Here is a 19,082-nt window from a genome sequence, read left to right as displayed (position 1 = left end):
AGTAGTACGGCCATGGGCGCCGGTGTATCGCAGGAACGTGGCCGACGTTTGTAGCGAAGCGCCCTCGTGGTAGCAAGGGCGCGGAGTGTGTGGGGCGGTCGGGCGCGTGGCCGTAGGCGTTGCGGGCCGGCCGCAGGCGTTGGCGGAGCGTTGCGAAGCCTTGTGGCGCGGCGGCTGGTGTGCGGATGGGTCAGACTTCTACTACTACCGGCAGGATCATGGGGCGGCGGCGGAAGGTGTCGGAGACCCATTTGCCTACCGTGCGGCGTACCAGTTGCTGGAGTTGGTAGGCGTCGCCTACGCCGTCCGCGGCGGCGTGGGCCAGGGCTTCCTCGATCAGGGGGGTTACTGCCGCCAGGGCGCTGTCGTCGATGCCGGCGCCGCGGGATTGGATTTCGGGGCCCGCGGTCACCTTGCCGGTGTCGGCGTCTACCACGACGAAGACCGAGATGAAGCCTTCGTCGCCCAGGATGCGGCGGTCCTTGAGGCTTGCTTCGGTGATGTCGCCGACGGAGAGGCCGTCCACGTACACGTAGCCGCACGGGACCTTGCCGCTGATTCTGGCCGCGCCGTCCACCAGGTCGACGGTCACGCCGTCCTCAGCGATGACGATTCGGTCGGCGGGGATTCCGGTGAGCTGGGCCAGTTCGCCGTTGGCGCGCAGGTGGCGCCACTCGCCGTGGACCGGCATGACGTTGCGGGGCTTGGCCAGGTTGTAGAAGTAGAGCAGCTCGCCGGCGGACGCGTGGCCGGAGACGTGCACCTTCGCGTTGCCCTTGTGGACGACCTTGGCGCCCCAGCGGGTCAGGCCGTTGATGACTCGGTAGACCGCCGTCTCGTTGCCGGGGATCAGGGACGAGGCCAGGATCACCGTGTCGTCCTCGACGATGCGGATCTGGTGGTCGCGGTTGGCCATCCGGGAGAGCGCGGCCATCGGCTCGCCCTGCGAGCCGGTGCAGATCAGTACCACTTGTTCGGGGGCGTAGTCGTCCAGGGCGCGTGCGTCGACGACCAGGTGGTCTGGGACCTTGAGGTAGCCGAGGTCTCTGGCCACGCCCATGTTGCGGACCATCGAGCGACCGATGAAGGCCACCTTGCGACGATGCTTGACCGCGATGTCCAGCACCTGCTGGATGCGGTGCACATGACTGGCGAAGGAGGCCACGATGACCCGGCGGGTGGCTTGGGCGAACGCCCGCTCCAGCGCGGGGGTGATTTCGCGCTCGCTCGGCACGAAGCCGGGGACCTCCGCGTTGGTCGAGTCGACCAGCAGCAGGTCTATGCCGCGCTCGCCGAGCTTGGCGATGCCGGCCAGGTCGGTCAGCCGGCCGTCCAGTGGCAGCTGGTCCATCTTGAAGTCGCCGGTGTGCAGCACGGTACCGGCCTCGGTCTCGATGACCACGGCCAGCGCGTCCGGGATGGAGTGGTTGACCGCGAGGAACGAGCAGTCGAAGGGGCCGATGCGCTCGGTCTGGCCCTCGCGCACTTCGAGCGTGTAGGGATGGATGCGGTGCTCGGCGAGCTTGGCCTCGATGAGGGCGAGGGTGAGCTGCGAGCCGACCAGGGGGATGTCGGGGCGTTCCTTCAGCAGGTAGGGAACGGCGCCGATGTGGTCCTCGTGGCCGTGGGTGAGGATGACCGCGACGACGTCGTCGTACCGGTCCCTGATCGAAGTGAAGTCCGGCAGGATCAGGTCCACGCCCGGCTGCTCGGGCTCCGGGAACAGTACGCCGCAGTCGACGATCAGCAGTTTGCCCGCGTGTTCGAAGACGGTCATGTTCCGGCCGATCTCGCCGAGCCCGCCGAGCGGGGTGACGCGCAGCGCGCCTTCCGGCAGCTCCGGCGGTAGCCCCAGTTCGGGATGCGGGTGGCTCATCGGGCGGCTCCAGTTCGAGTCGAGTGCGGGCGCGGTGGCGCTGTGGCCCCGCGCCGGCGCGGTGTGTTCGTGTTCGCTGTGCTTTCGAGGGTGCTGCGGTGTGGCGGGAATCCCGGTCAGAGCTCGATGCCGCCCGCCGCCAGGTCGCGGCGCAGGACGTCCAGCTGCTGCGGCGTCAGGTCCACCAGCGGGAGCCGGACGGGGCCCGCGGGCAGGCCGAGTCCGCGAAGAGCCGCCTTTGTGGTGATTACCCCCTGGGTGCGAAAAACACCCGTGTAGACCGGCAGAAGCGAGCGGTGGATGTCCCTGGCCTTGCCGACCTCGCCGGCGGCGTACGCGTCGAACATCGCCCGCAGGTCCGGGGAGACCAGATGGCTCGCCACGGACACCACTCCGACCGCGCCTACGGACAGCAGCGGGAGGTTGAGCATGTCCTCGCCGCTGTAGTAGGCCAGATCGGTGTTCGCCATGACGCGGCTGGAGGCGCCGAGGTCGCCCTTGGCGTCCTTGACGGCGACGATCCGGTCGTGCTCGGCGAGTCGGATCAGCGTTTCGGGCTCGATCGGCGTGCAGGTGCGGCCTGGGATGTCATAGAGCATCACCGGTAGGCGGGTGGCGTCCGCGATGGCGGTGAAGTGCTGGTAGACGCCCTCTTGAGGCGGCTTTGAGTAGTAAGGGGTGACCGCGAGCAGCGCGTGCGCGCCCGCCTTCTCGGCGGCGACCGCCTGGGCGATGGTGTGCCGGGTGTCGTTGGTGCCCACCCCGGCGATGATGAGCGCTCGGTCCCCGACGGCCTCGCGTATCGCCCGCACCAGCGCCACCTTCTCCTCGTCGGTGGTGGTCGGCGCCTCGCCGGTGGTGCCGTTGAGCACGAGGGCGTCGTTGCCGGCCTCGACGAGGTGCTCGGCGAGCGCGCGGGCGCCGTCGAGGTCGAGTCCGCCGTCGGCGGTGAACGGGGTGACCATCGCGGTCACGATCCGGCCGAACGGCGTGTGGTGCGGGGAAGCGGGAGCGGCCATGGGATAAAGCTACCGGGCCGCGACCAGGCTCGTCAGTTCCATGCACCCAGCCTGTGGATAACCTCGCGCCGACGGGGCGCGCAGGAGTGGCGGCGAACGTGGAAGGACCCCGTCGCCTCCTGCTCGGGGGTCCAGGAGGTGACGGGATCCACCATGACTATCGACGAAGCCCGGGAGCTGGATACGGGCAATCGGGCCATGTTCATCCGATTGGGTGTTATGAAGAATTCGGTACGGTTCGACGCCGGACGAAGTCGCGGGGATCCGGGTGGTGGCGTGCGGTGGCGCAACGGATAGTGGGGCGATCGGGGCGGCGTTCAGGGGGCGACTCGGCCGTTGCGGTTGAACGCGGCGTGGGTCAGCGGCATCGCCGAGGCGAACGCGGCCTCCATCTTCTCCGCGACCATCTCGATCTCCCGCTGCGGGAACGACGGGAACGTGGAGTCCTCGCGCTTGGTGCGCAGCGACAGGAAGTGCATCAGCGCGCGGGCGTTGCACGTCGCGTACATCGAGGAGTAGATCGACACCGGCAGCACCCCGCGGGCGACCTCGCGGGCGACTCCGGCGTCGAGCATCTCCAGGTACGCCCGGTACGCGGCAGTGCACACGTCGCAGGTCGCCTCGTAGACGAGCTTGTGCTGCTCCTCCGTGCCGTCCACGAAGACGTAACGCCCCGGCTTGCCCTCCTGCACCAGCTTGCGGTCAGGTCCGGGGAGGTAGAACACCGGCTCCAGGCGCCGGTACCTCCCGCTCTCCTCGTTGTAGCTGAACGTCCTGTGCCGCATGAACTCCCGGAAGACGAAGATCGGCGCGGAGACGAAGAACGTGAAGGAGTTGTGCTCGAACGGGCTGCCGTGCCGGTCGCGCATCAGGTAGTTGATCAGTCCGGCGGAGCGCCCGGCGTCCGCGCCGACCTGTTCCAGGGACTGCTCGCCCGCGGTGGACACCCGGGCGGCGAACAGGACGTCGGCGTCGGCGGCGGAGCACTTGACCAGTTCGACGGTCACGTCGGAGCGGAAGCGCACCTCGGCGAGCGCGGCGGGCGTGTTCTGAGGATCGTCGGTCACGGCGCGGCTCCCTGTGCTGTGCTCGGTGCACTGCCGCTCGATGTGCGGCTGGTGCTAGGCACAGGGTATTCGGGTCGACTGACAGAACCGGTGCGGTGGGCTGGAGGGCGCCGACCGTTGACGTTGGTGACCGTGGCTCGGGTGATGGCTTGAGGCTCGGCTGGCTCGGGGTTCAGTCGATCGGCCTAATTGTTCAGGTCCGTCAGCTTCGAGCTGTCCATCTGGCCGGTGCGCGTGCCGGCGGTGTCCATCAGGCGCAACACGATGTCCAGCTTGGCTGGCAGCACCACCGACGGGTACGAGCCCAGCTGCATCATCGCGATCACCTTCGGGTCGATCGTGTTCGACTGATGCAGCGCGGTCTCCACGATGACGCGCTCGCTGCTCTCCGACTGGAGTTTCGCCATCACCGCGGCGAAGATCGCGGTGGTCTTCGGGTACTGCGTGACGAATGCCTTGGTGGCGAAGTAGCCGTCCACAGGCACCGACGCGGCGTTGCCGGTGACCAGGTCCTGGCTCATCTGGAGGCCCGCGTTGATCTCACTGCCCGTGACGTACGGCTCCTGTAGCGCTGCGGCGCTGTACCGGCCGGCGGCCACGCCGCCGATGATCTGAGCCGGGTTGGGGACCTCCACGATCGCCGCGCAGTCCGAGGGCAGCGCCGAGCCCAGCGACCCGAGCCAGCCGGCCAGAGCGAGATACTCGATGCCGTGCTTGTCGGGCACCGCGATGGTGAACGGACCGTTGCAGTCGAACAGGCGGTGAGTCGCGTCGTCCGGACCCCATTTCGGCAGCGTCGTGCCGGACCTGGTGACCAGGCCGATGGTGCCCGCGCTGGCGTCGTAGCCCTCGCTGACCACGCGGATGTCGCCGTTGTTCGCGAGCTGCGAGCTCGAATCGAGGAACTGCGCGTACTCGCCGTACGCGATGTCGATCCCGCCCGTGGCCAGCGCGCCCAGCTCGTCGCTCTGGGTGGCGAACTTCTGCACCGTGATGGTCAGGCCCGCGTCCATGAAGCTGTGCTGCGTCGACGAGGTGCCGATCTGGAACGGCACCGCGCCGATCGAGTCGATCAGGCCGACCTTCAGGCTCGGGTGGTCGGGGCTGCCGAGCCCGCTGGCGTTGCTGCTGCATGCGCCGGCCGTGACCGCGACGGCCGCGGCGGCCAGGCCGAGCGCGATCCCGGAGCGGGCGCGCGACCGGCGGACTGGCTGGCTCGGCTGGGACATGGCTACCTCTCGGGCGTTCGTCATCGGCGGCGCCATGCTAATCCACGAGATTGAGCCCTGAATACCGGGCCGGGGAAATCTGCGGGGCCTGCGCCGATCGTGCGTGCGTGCTCTCGTGAGAGCACGGCTTGGCACACGGACATTACTCTTTTCGCGATTCGCCGGCCGACACGTCGATCGCCGCCCGGCTACGCTTCGCGATCACTCGGCCACGGGCTGTAGAAGATCGCATCACCGCTGCTCAGTCCGGGTAAGAACGGCGCGGTCGGCAGTTTGACAGTGCGTCGGCCCGATACGCCAGTGCGTGGTGGAAAATCTCGGCAATCCCCGTCCGATTCATTCTGTTATGTCCGACGATGTCGGGCGCGGCGATACGATTTCTGGCACCCCCGTCTTGGCCTTAGCGGCGCAGCTGTGCTGGAATGCGTTTCCTGAAAGAACCGCCGGGCGCGGCCCGCCGCGGTGCGAGTCGTGCCGACTGCCGAACGCGCCCGACGAGGCGTCCGGCGTGCCGGCCGCCGGTGTAACTCCAGGTGCTACAACTGACAAGACGCGCGCAGTTTTGGTGCGGTCACGAATTTGGTGAGGGCAAGTGCAGACACGTCCCGTGACCCCGCGCCGCGAGCCTGCCCAGCCGGGGCCGCGCGCGAGCCGGCCGGGCGCGCCCGAGCGCCGGCGTTCGACACAGTCCGCCGATCCCGCCCCGGGGCGGTCCGCGGACCGCCCGAGCAAGCTCTCGTTGCGCAGCTGGCGCGTGCGCAACCGGCTGACCCTGCTGGTGCTACTGCCGCTGGTGGTCGCCATGGGCTTCGGCTCCGTGCGTATCGATGGCCTGTATTCAGACGAGTCGCACTACCGGGACGCCCACGGCGCGGCGCAGGCCACCGGCCTGGTCGAAGCGGTGCTGCTGACCATGCAGGAGGAGCGGCTGGACGCCGCGATCTGCCTGTCGGTGTTCCAGCCCTGCAACATGGCCGCGGCCGACAGGCGCGCCGCGATGGTTCCCTCGCAGTACATGGACGCCGCGACCGCCAAGTCCACGCTTGAGGGCTACGTCACCGCGTACAAGAACGCGCAGACGGCCGTGATCAAGGCCACCAACGACGTCCGGGCGGTGGGCAACGCGGCCACCAGCGGCAACGCCAACATCTCCAACCTGGCGAGCCTACAGTCCACCACCATCGAGGCCTTCGGCCGGGCGACCGACATCGCCTACTTGCGCCAGGTCGCCGCCGACAGCTCGGTGCAGGCCAGCCCGGTCTTCCGCGCGTACACCAGCATCATCGACGACGTGGTCGCGGTCATCGGCCAGACCTCGTCCGGTACGGCGGACCCCCTGGTCAACCAGGACAACGCGTCACTGGCCGCGATCGACGACGTGATCGAGGCGCAGTCCGTCGCGCAGACCTACACCCAGGAGGTCATCGCCAACGGCGAACTCGGCGGCAACGGCCCCAACCCGGACCTGGTCGAGGCGAAGATCCAGGCCACCGACCTCAACCAGGCCATCGCCTCGCAGCAGTCGGCGCTGAACAACTTCATGACGGCGTCACCGCCCTCGCTGGTGCAGTCGTACCAGGCGGCTGTCTCAGGCACCGACATCACCACGTCCCAGGCCGCAGTCGGCCGCGCGCTGGCGATCCTTCAGGAGAGCACGAACTTCAGCGCCAGCAAGAACCAGTTCGGCACGGACGTGGTGGACGAGGCACTACCCGCCACCATCGGCGACCTGCGTACCGTGCAGGCCACCGCCATCCAGCAGCTGGTCACCGACTCGCAGACGCTGTTGGACAACGCCCAGTCCAGCCTTTACCGCAACGGCAGCGTCATCCTGTTCGCCCTGCTGCTCTCGGTCCTCGGAATCGCGCTCGTGGCGCGCTCGCTGGTCGGTCCGCTCCAGGTGCTGCGAAGCGGCGCGCTGGACATCGCGGCCAACCGACTGCCCGAGGTGGTCCGCCGGCTCAGGGACGCGGACTCGATCGATGCCGAGGGCTCGGTCGATCCGATCCCCATCACCTCCAACGACGAGATCGGGCAGGTGGCCCGGGCGTTCGACGAGGTCCACCTACAGGCGGTGCGCCTGGCGTCCGAACAGGCCCTGCTGCGGTCGAACGTCAACTCGATGTTCGTCAACCTCTCCCGCCGCTCACAGTCGCTGGTCCAGCGCCAGCTGCGGCTGATCGACGAACTGGAGAACAGCGAGCAGGACCCGGACCAGCTGGCGAACCTGTTCAAGCTGGACCACCTGGCCACCCGTATGCGCCGCAACGGAGAGAACCTGCTGGTCCTCGCGGGCGAGGAGCCGGGCCGCAAGTGGAGCCAGGCGGTGCGCCTGCTCGACGTGATGCGCGCCGGCGCCTCCGAGGTGGAGCAGTACGAGCGGGTCGCCCTGCGCGACCTGCCGGACGTCAACGTCCTGGGACGCGTCGTCAACGACCTCGTGCACCTGGTCGCCGAGCTGCTGGAGAACGCCACCTCGTTCTCCGCGCCGGAGACCAAGGTGTCGGTCACCGCGAACATGCTCAACACCGGCGGCGTGATGCTCGAAATCGAGGACGCCGGCATCGGGATGACCCCGGAGGAGCTCGACGACGCGAACGAGCGGCTGGCCAACCCGCCGGTCATCGACGTCGCGATATCCCGCCGCATGGGTCTGTACGTGGTCGGCCGGCTGGCCACCCGCCACGGCATCCAGGTCCGCCTGCGCCGCTCGGCCGGCGGCGGCATCACCGCGCTCGTGCTCGTGCCCAGCACGCTGCTGGCCGGCGCCGACGGCGAGCAGCAGGCGCCGACCCCCGAGCTGTCCGCCACCGGCGCCCGCTCGCTCGGCGCGCTGCCGCGCCGCGGCGGCGGCCAGGGCGGATTCTCCGACCAGGCGGACGACCTGGACGGCCCGGCCTTCCCGTCCGAGAGCTCCGGCGCGCCGCCGTACCGCGGCTCGGCCCCGTCCGGACTGGGCGGCGGGTCCGGCGGCATGTCGGGTTCCGGACTGTCCAACGGCGACCAGTTCGCCGACCTGCCCTCCTTCGGTGCTCCCGGCCGTCCTTCGGCGGGCCAGGACGACCTGCCGCGCCGCCCCGACCCGCTGCCCGGCCTGGACGGTCCAGGGCGCGGCCCGGGTGCCACTCCGACGATCCCCGGCGCGCGCACCCCGTTCGAAGACCGTTCCGTCGGCGCCGGGTCGGCCGGCTTCGGCTCAGAGCAGGGCATGCCCGACCCCGACGCCGCAGGCCGGTTCCCCGGGTCCGGATCCAACCGCCCCGGCGGCGACCGGGACATGCCGACCGGGCAGTTCCAGGCCTTCGCTCCGCCGCGCGACGGGGGAGCGGACCGGCCGGATCCGAGGTCGTCCTCCGGGCAGTTCAACATGCCGGGGGTCGGCCAGCGCGAATCCCGCCCCGACCTGGCCGACGGTCCGTCCGCGCCTCGGCAGGACCCCGCGTCGACCGGCCAGTTCCCCCGGATCCAGGACCCGGCCTCCACAGGCCAGTTCCCGCGGGTGAAGGACCCCGGTTCGACCGGCGGCCAGATGCCGCGCCTGCCGGGCCCGGACAGCGCACCGCCGTTCCCGGGCCCCGCCGCACCGCAGAGTGGGTCGGCTCCGGCCCCACGGCCACAGGACCCCGCGTCGACGGGCCAGTTCCCGCGAATCCAGGACCCCGCGTCCACCGGGCAGTTCCCGGCCGTGCGTCCGGCCGAGCCCCAGTTCCCCGGTACGGCTGCCCCGAGCCCGGCCGGCCCGGCTCTGTTCGCGCCGCCGCCCGGCTCACCGACCCCCGCGTCGGCCGCACCGCAGGGCCAGCCACAGCTGCCCGCGATGGCGAGGCCCACCGGTCCGAACGCGCTGGACCTGCCGCAGGCGGCGCAGCCGGGCGGCGCGCAGTCGGCGGTGGAACGCCTGTTCGCTCAGGATCCGCTGCCCCCGGCCCCGTCCACCGACGAGCGGCTGCCGATCTTCGAGGCGATGGAGTCCGAGTGGTTCCGCCGCCGGGACGAGGCGCGTGCCCAGGCGGCCATGGCGCAGTCCAACACGGTGCTTCCGCCACTGCCGACCATGCCGCGGCCCGCCGCGCCGGGCGGTGGCTTCCCGGGAGGTAACGGCATGGCCCCGACCGGTACCGGATCGTCGAGTGGCGTTTCGTCCGCCTCTGCGGCTCCTGTCATCCCGGTGGCCGCGGCCCCGTCGACTCCCCCCGTCGCGCCTGCTCCGGTCTCGGCGTCCGCGCCGTCCCCGGCCTCGGCCGGTACCCCTGTGCAGCCTCTGGCGGCGGCGTCTGCCACTACTGATTCGCCTGCCGCCGACTCCCGAGGAGCTTCGCCCGTGGAGAACACCGGAACCTGGTCTTCGCCGGGAGACGAGGGATGGAAGGCGGCCCAGGCCGCGGCGAAGCCGGTGGCGGCCGGCCTGACGCAGAAGGGCCTGCCGAAGCGGGTGCCCAAGTCCAACCTCGTGCCGGGCTCCGCCGGCGGTGTCGGCGCGGCGAAGGCCACGCCGCCGGTCATCCCGCCGCGTTCCGCGGACGCCGTGCGCGGTCGGCTCTCCAGCTTCCACCAGGGCCTGCGGCAGGGCCGCGACGCCGCGTCGGCCGACCCGGAGCCGGGCGACGGCGCCGGCCAGGACCGGAGGGACGACTGATGACGGCTCCGCGCCAACCGGCACTGCCGGCGATCTCCACGTCGGCGCTGTACGAGTCCGTGTCGTACAGAACCGCACTGCACGAAAACGCACCGTGCGAATCGGCGCTCGACGGGTCGGCGCCGGGCACCGGCCCGGCGTCCCGCTGCGCCCCTGGCCTTCATGACCCGCTGAACAAAGTATCGACGTTCCCTTTGGAAGGGGATGCACTGTGAGCGAGCTGAGCCAGGCGGCCCAGAACCTCAACTGGCTGATTACCAACTTCGTCGACCGGGTACCGGGGGTGGCGCACACCGTCGTGGTCTCCTCGGACGGCCTGCTGCTCGCGGTGTCCAACGGTTTCCCACGCGACCGTGCCGACCAACTCGCCGCGGTCGCCTCGGGCCTGTCCAGCCTGACCCAGGGCGCGGCCCGGATCTTCGAGGGCGGGGCGGTCACCCAGACCGTGGTCGAGATGGTGCGCGGCTTCCTGTTCGTCATGGCGATCAGCGACGGCTCGGTGCTCGCCGTGCTCGCCTCCTCGGACTGTGACATGGGTCTGATCGGCTACGAGATGGCCCTGCTGGTCGAGCGGGCCGGAGACGTGCTCACCCCCGCGCTGCGGGCCGAACTGCAGAACGCGCTTCCCCGGTAGTCTGCACCGGGGTTCGCGAAGCCCGGCACCGGCGGCCCACCCAACCGAATCGGCGGCGCACGACTTCAGCGTGAAGGACGGTTTCATTGAGCTCAGGACACGATTCGTCACCGCTCGTGCGGCCGTATGCCATGACCGGCGGCCGAACCCGGGCGCGCTACCAACTGGCCATCGAGGCACTGGTCTCGACCACGCCGCGGGGCCGCGCCGGAGGCTTCGGCCTGATGCCGGAACACCAGCGGATCTGCGACCTCTGCGTCGAGGTCAAGTCGCTGGCCGAGATCGCCGCGCTGATGCGGATGCCGCTGGGCGTCGCCCGGGTGATGGTCGGCGACATGGCCGAGGCGGGCCTGATCGCCGTCCACCAGTCCGAAACCGCCGAGGGCAAGCCCGACCTCGCACTTCTGGAAAGGGTGCTCATTGGACTTCGCAACCTCTAGCCCGCCCGAACGTTCCGCGGGTCCGACGACCTCCGTCAAGATCGTCGTCGCCGGGGGCTTCGGAGTGGGGAAGACCACGTTCGTCGGCGCGGTCTCGGAGATCAATCCGCTGACGACCGAGGCGGTCATGACCGCCGCGAGCGACGGCATCGACGACCTGTCGAAGGTTCCGGACAAGACCACGACCACGGTCGCGATGGACTTCGGCCGGGTCTCCCTCGACCGCGAACTGATCCTCTATCTGTTCGGCACGCCCGGACAGAACAGGTTCTGGTTCATGTGGGACGACCTGACCCGCGGCGCGATCGGCGCGGTGGTGCTGGTCGACACCCGGCGGTTGGCCGACTGCTTCTCGGCGATCGACTACTTCGAAGACGCCGGTCTGCCCTACATCGTGGCGCTGAACTGCTTCGACGGGACGCTCAGTCACGCCGTCGACGACGTGCGGGAGGCGTTGTCCATCCCGAGCGACGTGCCGATAGTGACGTGCGACGCGCGTTCGCGCGAGTCCACCAAGCTGACGCTGATCCGCTTGGTAGAGCACGCGATGAGCCGGTTCGCCGCGATGCGTTGACCTGAGCCGAGCCAAGGGCCTCCGCCCGCCACCCCCGCACGGTAGGAAGCTGCCAGTCGTGCGGGAGCGGCGGGCGGAGGCGCGTATGCGTCCGTCCGGACGAATCGTCACACCATCAGAGTCGGACCGTCAGAAGCCCGGCATACGGAAACCTGGCACACGGAAACGCGGCGGCTCGGCAACTCGGCGACTTGGCAACACAGCAAGTCGACCAAACGCGCTCGCCCCCTTGACGCCCCGGCTTCCCCCGGCTGGGTTCGCTCTTTCGGACCAAGCCACCACGCTCCGGATGGCGGCGGTAGTACCGACATGATCTCGTCGGGTTATGGCCGTACGGACTCCCAACACGATGGTTCCACAGGGCGAGGCTCACTTCGGATACGTGGTCTTCATCGCGGCCGCCGCCGCGATGGGCGGGTTCTTGTTCGGCTATGACAGTGCCGTGATCAACGGCGCGGTCACCGGCATCCAGCACCATTTCGCCGTCGGCTCGAACCAGACCGGCTTCGCCGTCGCCGCCGCGCTGCTCGGCTCGGCGGTCGGCGCCTGGATCGCCGGGCAGCTGGCCGACCGGATCGGGCGGGTCAAGGTCATGCTGCTGGCCTCGTTCCTGTTCACGATCAGCGGCGTCGGCGCGGGCCTGCCGTTCTCGATCTGGGACCTGGCCGCTTGGCGCGTGGTCGGCGGCCTGGGCATCGGCATCGCGTCCGTGATCGCCCCGGCGTACATCGCCGAGGTCGCGCCGCCGGCTTATCGCGGCCGGCTCGGCTCGTTGCAGCAGATGGCGATCGTGCTCGGCATCTTCGTCTCGCAGCTGGTCAACTACGCGCTGGCGCGGGCCGCGGGCGGCAAGAGCGAGAACCGCCTCTGGGGCCTGGACGCGTGGCAGTGGATGCTGCTGATGGAGGTCGCGCCCGCGCTGCTGTACGGCGCCCTGGCGGCGACCGTGCCCGAGTCGCCGCGCTACCTGGTCGCCACCGGCCAGGACGAGCGGGCCCGCGCGGTGCTCGCCAAGGTCGAGGGCCGCCAGGACATCACGACCCGGATCGCCGAGATCCGCGCCGTGCTGGCCACCGACCACCGCCCCGGCTTCAAGGACCTGCTCGGCCCGACCGGCCGGGTGCTGGCGATCGTCTGGGTCGGCATCGGCCTGAGCATCTTCCAGCAGTTCGTCGGCATCAACGTGATCTTCTACTACTCCTCGCTGCTGTGGCAGTCCGTCGGCATCAACGAGGCCAGCTCGCTGCTGATCTCGGTCTCGACCTCGCTGGTCAACATCATCGGCACCGTCGTGGCGATCCTGGTGATCGACCGGATCGGCCGCAAGCCGCTGGCCCTGATCGGCTCGGCGGGCATGGCGCTCTCCCTCGGCCTGGCCGCCTGGGCGTTCTCCTACGCCTCCGGCAGCGGCGCCACCGCGCACATCCCGAAGGACGAGGGCACCATCGCCATCGTCGCGGCGCACGTCTACGTGTTCTTCTTCGCGATGTCCTGGGGCGTGGTCGTCTGGGTCATGCTCGGCGAGATGTTCCCCAACAGGATCAGGGCCCTGGCGCTCTCCATCGCCGCCGCCGCGCAGTGGCTGGCCAACTTCACCGTCACCCAGAGCTTCCCGTCGATGTCCCGCTGGAGCCTGAGCGGCTCGTACATCATCTACTCCTGCTTCGCCGCCGCCTCGATCCCGTTCGTCGTGTTCCTGGTCAGGGAGACGAAGGGCAAAGCCCTGGAGCAGATGGGCTGAGCCCGAGCCGAGCGGGTGCCTGGCGGATACGCCGCACGCGGCGTCGCAGCGAGGCCTCGCAGGCGCCGGTGACGACGCCGTCCGTGCCTGTGGCGCGGCGTATCGCGCGCGAGCGATTTCCAGCGCCAGTGCTTGTCAAGCGTCGGCCGCGCCATGATGTCGTAATGCGAATACGCGATGAGCTGCGTCGGCGACACAGCGTCGGGCAGTGGCTCATTGGATGCGTCGGCGTCGCCAGCGGCATCGGCATGATCATCGCGGCGGTTGTCCTGCCGATCCAGGATCTGAACCTGAGAGACAACGGGATCCGTACGAGCGCGATCGTCGAGGACGTCCAGCACAGCGGCAGGACCACCAACTACGAGCTGGGCTTCAACCTCCAAGATGGCATGCCATACACCATCTGGACGGACAAGGTGGAGTCGGGCACACAAGTCGGAGACTCGATACAGATCGCGTACCGGTCGGGTGACCCCACGACGGTCGAGGACGTCCGCGACTTGGGCCGTTGGTGGGCCGCACCCGTCGTGTTCGGCCCAATGGGCAGCTTTTTCACCTGGTTCGGCTGGACCATGTGGCGAGGAGCCCCCGAATCTTTCAAACGCGCGCTACGTGCACGATACGGTCACCGATGAGCGCCTCACGCGTGAGCTTTGACCAGCACGGCGGACAAAGTGAAGGCCTACAGCGTCGTGGTGGAGTGCTCCGGCGAGTAGTAGGCCGCACACGTGCCGGAAGTGTCACGTGTGCACACGCAGGCACGCTGCCTGGAGCAAACCGAAGCAGGGGCTCGTGAGGCCATCGCGCTGATGCTGGACGTTGGACCCGAGGGCATCATGGTTCGTGTCAAGCCCAAATTACTCGATGATGTATCCGCGCGACCTCGATGTGATCCATCAGGGCATGCAACAGATCCTCGCGGAAGCTGCAAGCGTCACCGTTTGGTGCCGTGGGTACACACTCGCTCCTGAGCCTTGGAAGTTCCGTTGGCGTAGCGGCTTGCGTTTATTTCGAGTGTTGCGGATAATGCGAATGGAGTGAGGTGATCGTCATGTCTCCGATCGCGTCTGTCGGTTCGCTCAAGCCGGGCGAGGTGAACGCTGAGCAGGCGGAACGAGCCCGTCGCCGCATCACCGATTACCTCGCTGCGCACCCTGATGGCCCGAACGAGGTATCGGTCTTGGTAGAGGGTGATCCCGATGATGCGCTCGTGGTTCCTCGGCCGGTCGTGGAGATGATCGCGCACGTGCTCGGCCAACTCGCTGCGGGGCGTGGCGTCTCGGTGATTCCGTCGCACGCCGAACTGACCACTCAACAGGCTGCTGATATGTTGAACGTTTCCCGGCCGTTCCTCATTGGTCTGCTTGAGTCGGGCGAGATCCCCTACCGGACCGTGGGCCGCCACCGGCGCATCACCTTTGAGGCGTTGATGGAGTTCAAGCGCCACGACGACCTCAAACGGCGGGCCGCCGCAGACGAACTGGCCGATCTCAGTCAGGAACTGGGCCTCTACTGATCATGGCGTTTGTGGCACTGTACGACGCGAACGTGTTGTACCCGAACACACTGCGCGATCTGCTCATCCGGATCGGCCAGTCCGGCCTCGTCGAAGCCAAGTGGACGGATATGATCCTCGACGAGATGCTGCGGAGCCTTGCGAAGAACAGGCCGGACATTGACGAGGCGAAGCTGGACGTCCTGCGCGCCCGCGTGAACGAGGCGGTCCTGGACGCTTCGGTGACGGGTTTCGAGGAGCTGATTCCCGGTCTTGACCTGCCGGACCCCGATGACAGGCACGTGCTCGCCGCCGCCATCAAGTGCGGCGCGCAGGTCATCGTCACCAACAATGTCAGGCATTTTCCTCAATCGGTGCTGAGCCGGTGGGGCATCGAGGCCAAGCGGCCTGACGAATTCGTTCTCGACCAGATCGATCTTGACGTCAAGGTCGTTTATGCATGCGTTCAGCAGATCGTGGATTCCAGGAAGCGCTCGCCTGAAACGATCGACGACGTGCTCCGTCAACTTGAGCGTTCTGGGCTTGTGGAGGCGGCCGCCACCCTGCGAATCGGGTGAGCACGGCTCGGGCGGGAGCGCAGCGGAGCCCTGGCCAGCACAGCGTTGAACGCGAGCCGACGAAGCGCCAGCGAGTCGGCGCAGCGCGTGCGCGGCAGCGCCCTGAGCCCGTGGAGCGGCCTCGCATCGCGAGGGCGCGAAGCGGGGGCGGGTGGGAGGGCCTAGGTCCGCGCGGAGTGCGGAGCCTCCGCCGTCAGGTGGAGGCTCGGACGACGAGGATGGCCATGTCGTCGGACAGGGGGGCGTCGCCGAAGTCTTCTACGACGCGTTGGATGCGGGCTGCTACTCCCGCGGCGGACATTGAGCGGCAGTCGGCCAGCACGGCGGCCAGACCCTCGGAGTCGAGCATCGCGTTGCCGCGACGGCGTTCGCTGGCGCCGTCGGTGAACGCCAGCAGGGTCTCGCCGGGCTTGAGGATGAGTGAGTCCACGTGGAAGCCGGGGTCTCCTTCGAGGACGCCCAGCAGCGGTTGGCTGCGTGCGCCTTGGACGACTGAGCCGTCCGCGCGTAGGACCAGGGGCGGCGGGTGGCCTGCGCAGACCACGGCCAAGGCCAGCGACTTGTCGGGGAGCGGCTCGGCCTCGGCGTAGAGGAGCGTCAGGAATCTGCTGCGTTCGCCCTCGTCGAGGATTGCTCGGTTGAGCCTTGACAGGACTGCCGGAGGCCTCAGGCCCTCTCTGGCCAGCAGCCGCAGCGCGTGCCTGGCCAGGCCGGTGACCGCGGCGGCCTGTGGGCCGGTGCCGCACACGTCGCCGATCGCCAGGCCCCAGCATCCGTGGCGGATTTCGAAGACGTCATAGAAGTCCCCGCCGACCAGGGCGTCCTGGCTCAGGTGGGCGGGGGCCTCGGTGTTGCCGGCCGGATGGTAGACCACGGCGATGTCGGCGCCCTCGATGTCCGGGACCAGCGCGGGGAGCAGGGAGGACTGGAGAGCGTGCGCGGTCTCCCTGCGGCTGGCGTAGGCGAGGGCCGAGTCGTAGGTGACCGCGACCCGGCGGCCGAGGTCCCAGGCCAGTTCCGCGGTGTCGTGCGGGAACCGGTGCTCGGCCGGGGTGGCCAGGGTGAGGGTGCCGAGTTGGCGTCCGCGCGCGGCCAGCGAGACCACCAGCAGTTCGCCGGGGTGCAGCGCTTCGCCCTCGGGCACGTCGCGCAGCGCCGGCCATTCCTCGGCGTTCGCGTTCGCGGGGGGTGCGCCGGACGCGATGATCGCCTTTTCGAGCGGATCGTGCAGATCCTCGTCCGCGTGCCAGACCAGGGCCAGGCTCGGGCGGCCCGCCTCGTCCAGGCGGTGCACGGCGCACCAGCGCGCGAGCGCGGGCACCACGAGCTGCGCGGCGAGGGCGAGCGTACGCTCCGGGTCGAGCGAGCCGGCGAGCAGTTCGCCGGCCTCGGCCAGGAAGGACAGGGCGCCACGGCGTGCGCGGCCGGCCTCGGCGAGCCTTGCGGATTCGACGATCGCGGCGATCCGTTCCGCGCCCTCGCCGAGCGTGAGCGCGTCCTGCTCGGTGAATCGCCCGGGCGCCCGGGCGACCACACCCAGTAGTCCGGTCGTTCCGTAGAGTCCTGTGATGCCTGAGAGTCCTGTGATGCCCGGCGTGGCGGTCAGCGGCGCGGTCGCCATCGAGCGCATGCCGCCTGCGGCCAGCGCGCTGATCAGCGGAGTTCCGTGGTCGGACGGGCCAGCCAGGTCGGGATAGACGGCGGGCAGCCCGGTCAGGCCGATTCGGCCCGCGGCGCTCGGCGGGGCGGTGACGCCGGGCATCCCGGGCGGCAGTCCGGTCTCGGCGCGCAGGCGCAGCCCGGCGTCCAGGCCGCCGTCCTCGGCGAGCAGGACGAACGCTCCGTCGGCATTCAGCAGGGCCTTGATCTTCTCGGCGGTCAGCGTGAGGTAGTCGTCGAGGTCTTCGACGGTGGTGCGCTGCACGCCCCGGCGGCCTGCGCCGGTGGTCGAGTCGGCTGACTCCGTGGTGCGCGGGGGAGTGGGCGGCGCGGCCGTGTGGCCGTGATCGGCGGTGCTCTCTAAGTCGAGCACGAACCAGACCTGTTTCATCGCCCGGGTGTACTGCACCCCCCAGGCCGAGGCGATCTGCGCCGACAGGAACAGGCCGCGGCCGCCCTCCGACTGCTTGGCGTCCTCGTCCCACTCCAGCCGCGGCGCGGGGATGATCCGGCCCGGATGCCAGTCCGCCACGGCGACGCGCACGGCGGACGCCTCGCCGCGCTGGTCGCGCAGCAGCGTGCAGGAAACCTCGGCAGGCGTTCCGGCGTGCACGATGGCGTTGGTGACCAGCTCGCTCGCGATCAGCACCGCGTCGTCGACGACTGTCTCGTCGCCCCACTTGCCGATGGTTTCGCGGACGAAGGCCCGGGCGGGTCCCACCGCCGAAGGATCGGGGCCGAACAGCGCCGTGCTGACTTCGGTCAGCGCCTCGTCATCCGCCGTGCTCACTCGACGATCGTATCCACCGTGGCGGCGATGTGAAGGAACGGTGGGCCGCTCTTTAACCGCCAGAGCTACAGCCGGCGGCGAAGCGCGGCTAGCCTCGAAGGGCAGGTGTTGAGCTGTAGTCGTATCGTCCCGATCCGTGGCCGGAGTCCTGCTTTCCTTCCCTGTGTGCCTGGTACGGTGCGAAACTGACTCAGGCGAGGTGTGTACGTCCGGACGCTGGTTCCCGACCACCGCGGAACGTCCGGTGATCCGCAGCAACCGAGGAGAGGTACCCCCAATGGCGGCGCAGCGGTCAGGCACGTCGACCGAGCGGCCGGGAGCCGCGGTCAGGCTGGAGCTCGACGACGGCCTCGACCTGAGCGGGCTTGTCAAGGTGCTGCGGGCTGTGCGGGACGGCGACCTGCGGGTACGCCTTGAGGTGGTGCCCGGCACGCCGATGGCCGAAGCCGCGGCGCTGTTCAACGAGATCGTGGACCGCCAGCAGGTGTTCGTCGCCGAGATCGACCGGGTCGCCACGTCGGTCGACCGGGACGGGCGGATGACCGAGCGGATCCCGCCGGCCGCCGGGCGCGGCGCCTGGGAGCAGGCGGCCCAGTCGGTCAACACCATGCTGGACGGCATCGCCGGGCCGATCGGCGAGGTCGACCGGGTGATCGAGGCGCTGGCCGCCGGGGAGCTGATCGAGGCCGTCGCGCACCCCGCCGACCTCGCGCCGGACGGGCGCACGCTGCGCGGCGACGTGCTGCGCAAGGCCCGCTCGGTCAACCGGCTCTCCAGCCAGCTCAAGGACGTGCACGACGCGATGGCCTGGCTCGCCGCGACCATCGGCGGCGAGATCGCGCTGTCCGACAATCCGGCCGAGACCCCGTTCCGCCCGGACCGGATGCCCGGCGAGTGGTCCGAGCTGATCGGCGCGATGGACCACTCGTGGAGCAGGCTCGGCGGCCAGATCCAGGAGATCCTCCGGGTCACCTCGGCGGTGGCGGGCGGCGACCTGCGCCGCAAGATCCGCGGCCCGGCCTCGGGCGCGATGGCCGGGCTCAAGACGACCATCAACGACATGGTCGACCAGCTCTCCGACTTCTCCTCCGAGGTGATCCGGGTCACCCGCGAGCTGGGCACCGAGGGCCGGCTCGGCGGCCAGGCCAACGTGCCCGACGCGGCCGGCATCTGGCGCGACCTGACCGAGTCGGTCAACTCGATGGCCGCGAACCTGACCGCCCAGGTGCGCGACATAGCCGGGGTGACCACGGGCGTGGCGCGCGGCGACCTCTCGCAGAAGATCACGGTCGAGGTCGCCGGCGAGATGCTGGAGCTGAAGGAGACCATCAACACGATGGTCGA

General features: G+C 69.6%; 14 protein-coding genes. 9 read left to right on the top strand and 5 right to left on the bottom strand.

From position 1 onward, the window contains the following. Nucleotides 1-190: 190 nt before the first annotated feature. From VGS97_RS21885 to VGS97_RS21870, 4 genes are all read right to left on the bottom strand, one after another. Complete coding sequence (locus VGS97_RS21885) at nt 191-1,876, bottom strand: ribonuclease J (protein ID WP_326855489.1); 1,686 nt, start codon at nt 1,874-1,876, stop codon at nt 191-193. Nucleotides 1,877-1,992: 116 nt separating this feature from the next. Continuing rightward, on the bottom strand, nt 1,993-2,895 hold the full coding sequence (gene dapA / locus VGS97_RS21880; protein WP_326855488.1) for a 4-hydroxy-tetrahydrodipicolinate synthase: 903 nt from the start codon (nt 2,893-2,895) through the stop codon (nt 1,993-1,995). A gap of 317 nt (nt 2,896-3,212) precedes the next feature. Beyond that, nucleotides 3,213-3,962 carry an FAD-dependent thymidylate synthase gene (thyX, locus tag VGS97_RS21875; protein WP_326855487.1) on the bottom strand — a complete coding sequence of 250 codons (750 nt, stop codon included), beginning with the start codon at nt 3,960-3,962 and terminating at the stop codon, nt 3,213-3,215. A 185-nt stretch (nt 3,963-4,147) separates the two neighbouring features. After that, nucleotides 4,148-5,215 carry an ABC transporter substrate-binding protein gene (locus tag VGS97_RS21870; RefSeq protein ID WP_326855486.1) on the bottom strand — a complete coding sequence of 356 codons (1,068 nt, stop codon included), beginning with the start codon at nt 5,213-5,215 and terminating at the stop codon, nt 4,148-4,150. 568 nt (nt 5,216-5,783) lie between these two features. Between VGS97_RS21870 and VGS97_RS21865 the strand changes: the two genes are divergently transcribed. From VGS97_RS21865 to VGS97_RS21830, 8 genes are all read left to right on the top strand, one after another. Then, a complete protein-coding gene (locus tag VGS97_RS21865; RefSeq protein WP_326855485.1) occupies nt 5,784-9,827 on the top strand; it encodes a nitrate- and nitrite sensing domain-containing protein in 4,044 nt (1,347 codons plus the stop codon). Nucleotides 9,828-10,038: 211 nt separating this feature from the next. Then, the gene (locus tag VGS97_RS21860) at nt 10,039-10,461 is read left to right on the top strand and encodes a roadblock/LC7 domain-containing protein (RefSeq protein ID WP_349260231.1); all 423 of its coding nucleotides are present in this window, start codon (nt 10,039-10,041) and stop codon (nt 10,459-10,461) included. Nucleotides 10,462-10,592: 131 nt separating this feature from the next. Continuing rightward, on the top strand, nt 10,593-10,901 hold the full coding sequence (locus VGS97_RS21855) for a DUF742 domain-containing protein (RefSeq protein WP_326855484.1): 309 nt from the start codon (nt 10,593-10,595) through the stop codon (nt 10,899-10,901). Continuing rightward, the gene (locus tag VGS97_RS21850) at nt 10,882-11,475 is read left to right on the top strand and encodes a GTP-binding protein (protein WP_349262213.1); all 594 of its coding nucleotides are present in this window, start codon (nt 10,882-10,884) and stop codon (nt 11,473-11,475) included. The genes VGS97_RS21855 and VGS97_RS21850 overlap by 20 nt, the downstream gene beginning before the upstream one ends. Before the next feature lie 325 nt (nt 11,476-11,800). Next, nucleotides 11,801-13,216 carry a sugar porter family MFS transporter gene (locus tag VGS97_RS21845; protein ID WP_326855483.1) on the top strand — a complete coding sequence of 472 codons (1,416 nt, stop codon included), beginning with the start codon at nt 11,801-11,803 and terminating at the stop codon, nt 13,214-13,216. Nucleotides 13,217-13,284: 68 nt separating this feature from the next. Then, complete coding sequence (locus VGS97_RS21840) at nt 13,285-13,851, top strand: DUF3592 domain-containing protein (protein WP_326855482.1); 567 nt, start codon at nt 13,285-13,287, stop codon at nt 13,849-13,851. Between the two features lie 416 nt (nt 13,852-14,267). Next, the gene (locus VGS97_RS21835) at nt 14,268-14,732 is read left to right on the top strand and encodes an excisionase family DNA-binding protein (protein ID WP_326855481.1); all 465 of its coding nucleotides are present in this window, start codon (nt 14,268-14,270) and stop codon (nt 14,730-14,732) included. 2 nt (nt 14,733-14,734) lie between these two features. Continuing rightward, on the top strand, nt 14,735-15,289 hold the full coding sequence (locus VGS97_RS21830; RefSeq protein ID WP_349262212.1) for a PIN domain-containing protein: 555 nt from the start codon (nt 14,735-14,737) through the stop codon (nt 15,287-15,289). Nucleotides 15,290-15,482: 193 nt separating this feature from the next. Here VGS97_RS21830 and VGS97_RS21825 read toward each other — a convergent pair whose 3' ends face one another. Then, nucleotides 15,483-17,738, bottom strand: coding sequence for a SpoIIE family protein phosphatase (locus VGS97_RS21825; RefSeq protein WP_326855479.1), 2,256 nt, complete (start codon nt 17,736-17,738; stop codon nt 15,483-15,485). Nucleotides 17,739-18,015: 277 nt separating this feature from the next. On the opposite strand from VGS97_RS21825, the gene VGS97_RS21820 reads away from it, so the two are divergent. Then, nucleotides 18,016-19,082 (top strand): HAMP domain-containing protein (locus tag VGS97_RS21820; RefSeq protein ID WP_326855478.1); only part of this gene is annotated, 1,067 nt, incomplete at its 3' end.

The organism is Actinocrinis sp. (assembly GCF_035946395.1).
Classification (GTDB): domain Bacteria; phylum Actinomycetota; class Actinomycetes; order Streptomycetales; family Catenulisporaceae; genus Actinocrinis.
Note: the sequence above shows the minus strand (reverse complement) of the source record. Positions and strands in the feature narration are given on the sequence as shown.

Coding starts and splice junctions, on each gene's coding strand:
- VGS97_RS21885 (WP_326855489.1), bottom strand. CDS start 1,876: ATGAGCCACCCGCATCCCGAACTGGGGCTACCGCCGGAGCTGCCGGAA.
- dapA (WP_326855488.1), bottom strand. CDS start 2,895: ATGGCCGCTCCCGCTTCCCCGCACCACACGCCGTTCGGCCGGATCGTG.
- VGS97_RS21870 (WP_326855486.1), bottom strand. CDS start 5,215: ATGACGAACGCCCGAGAGGTAGCCATGTCCCAGCCGAGCCAGCCAGTC.
- VGS97_RS21855 (WP_326855484.1), top strand. CDS start 10,593: ATGACCGGCGGCCGAACCCGGGCGCGCTACCAACTGGCCATCGAGGCA.
- VGS97_RS21845 (WP_326855483.1), top strand. CDS start 11,801: ATGGCCGTACGGACTCCCAACACGATGGTTCCACAGGGCGAGGCTCAC.
- VGS97_RS21835 (WP_326855481.1), top strand. CDS start 14,268: ATGTCTCCGATCGCGTCTGTCGGTTCGCTCAAGCCGGGCGAGGTGAAC.
- VGS97_RS21830 (WP_349262212.1), top strand. CDS start 14,735: ATGGCGTTTGTGGCACTGTACGACGCGAACGTGTTGTACCCGAACACA.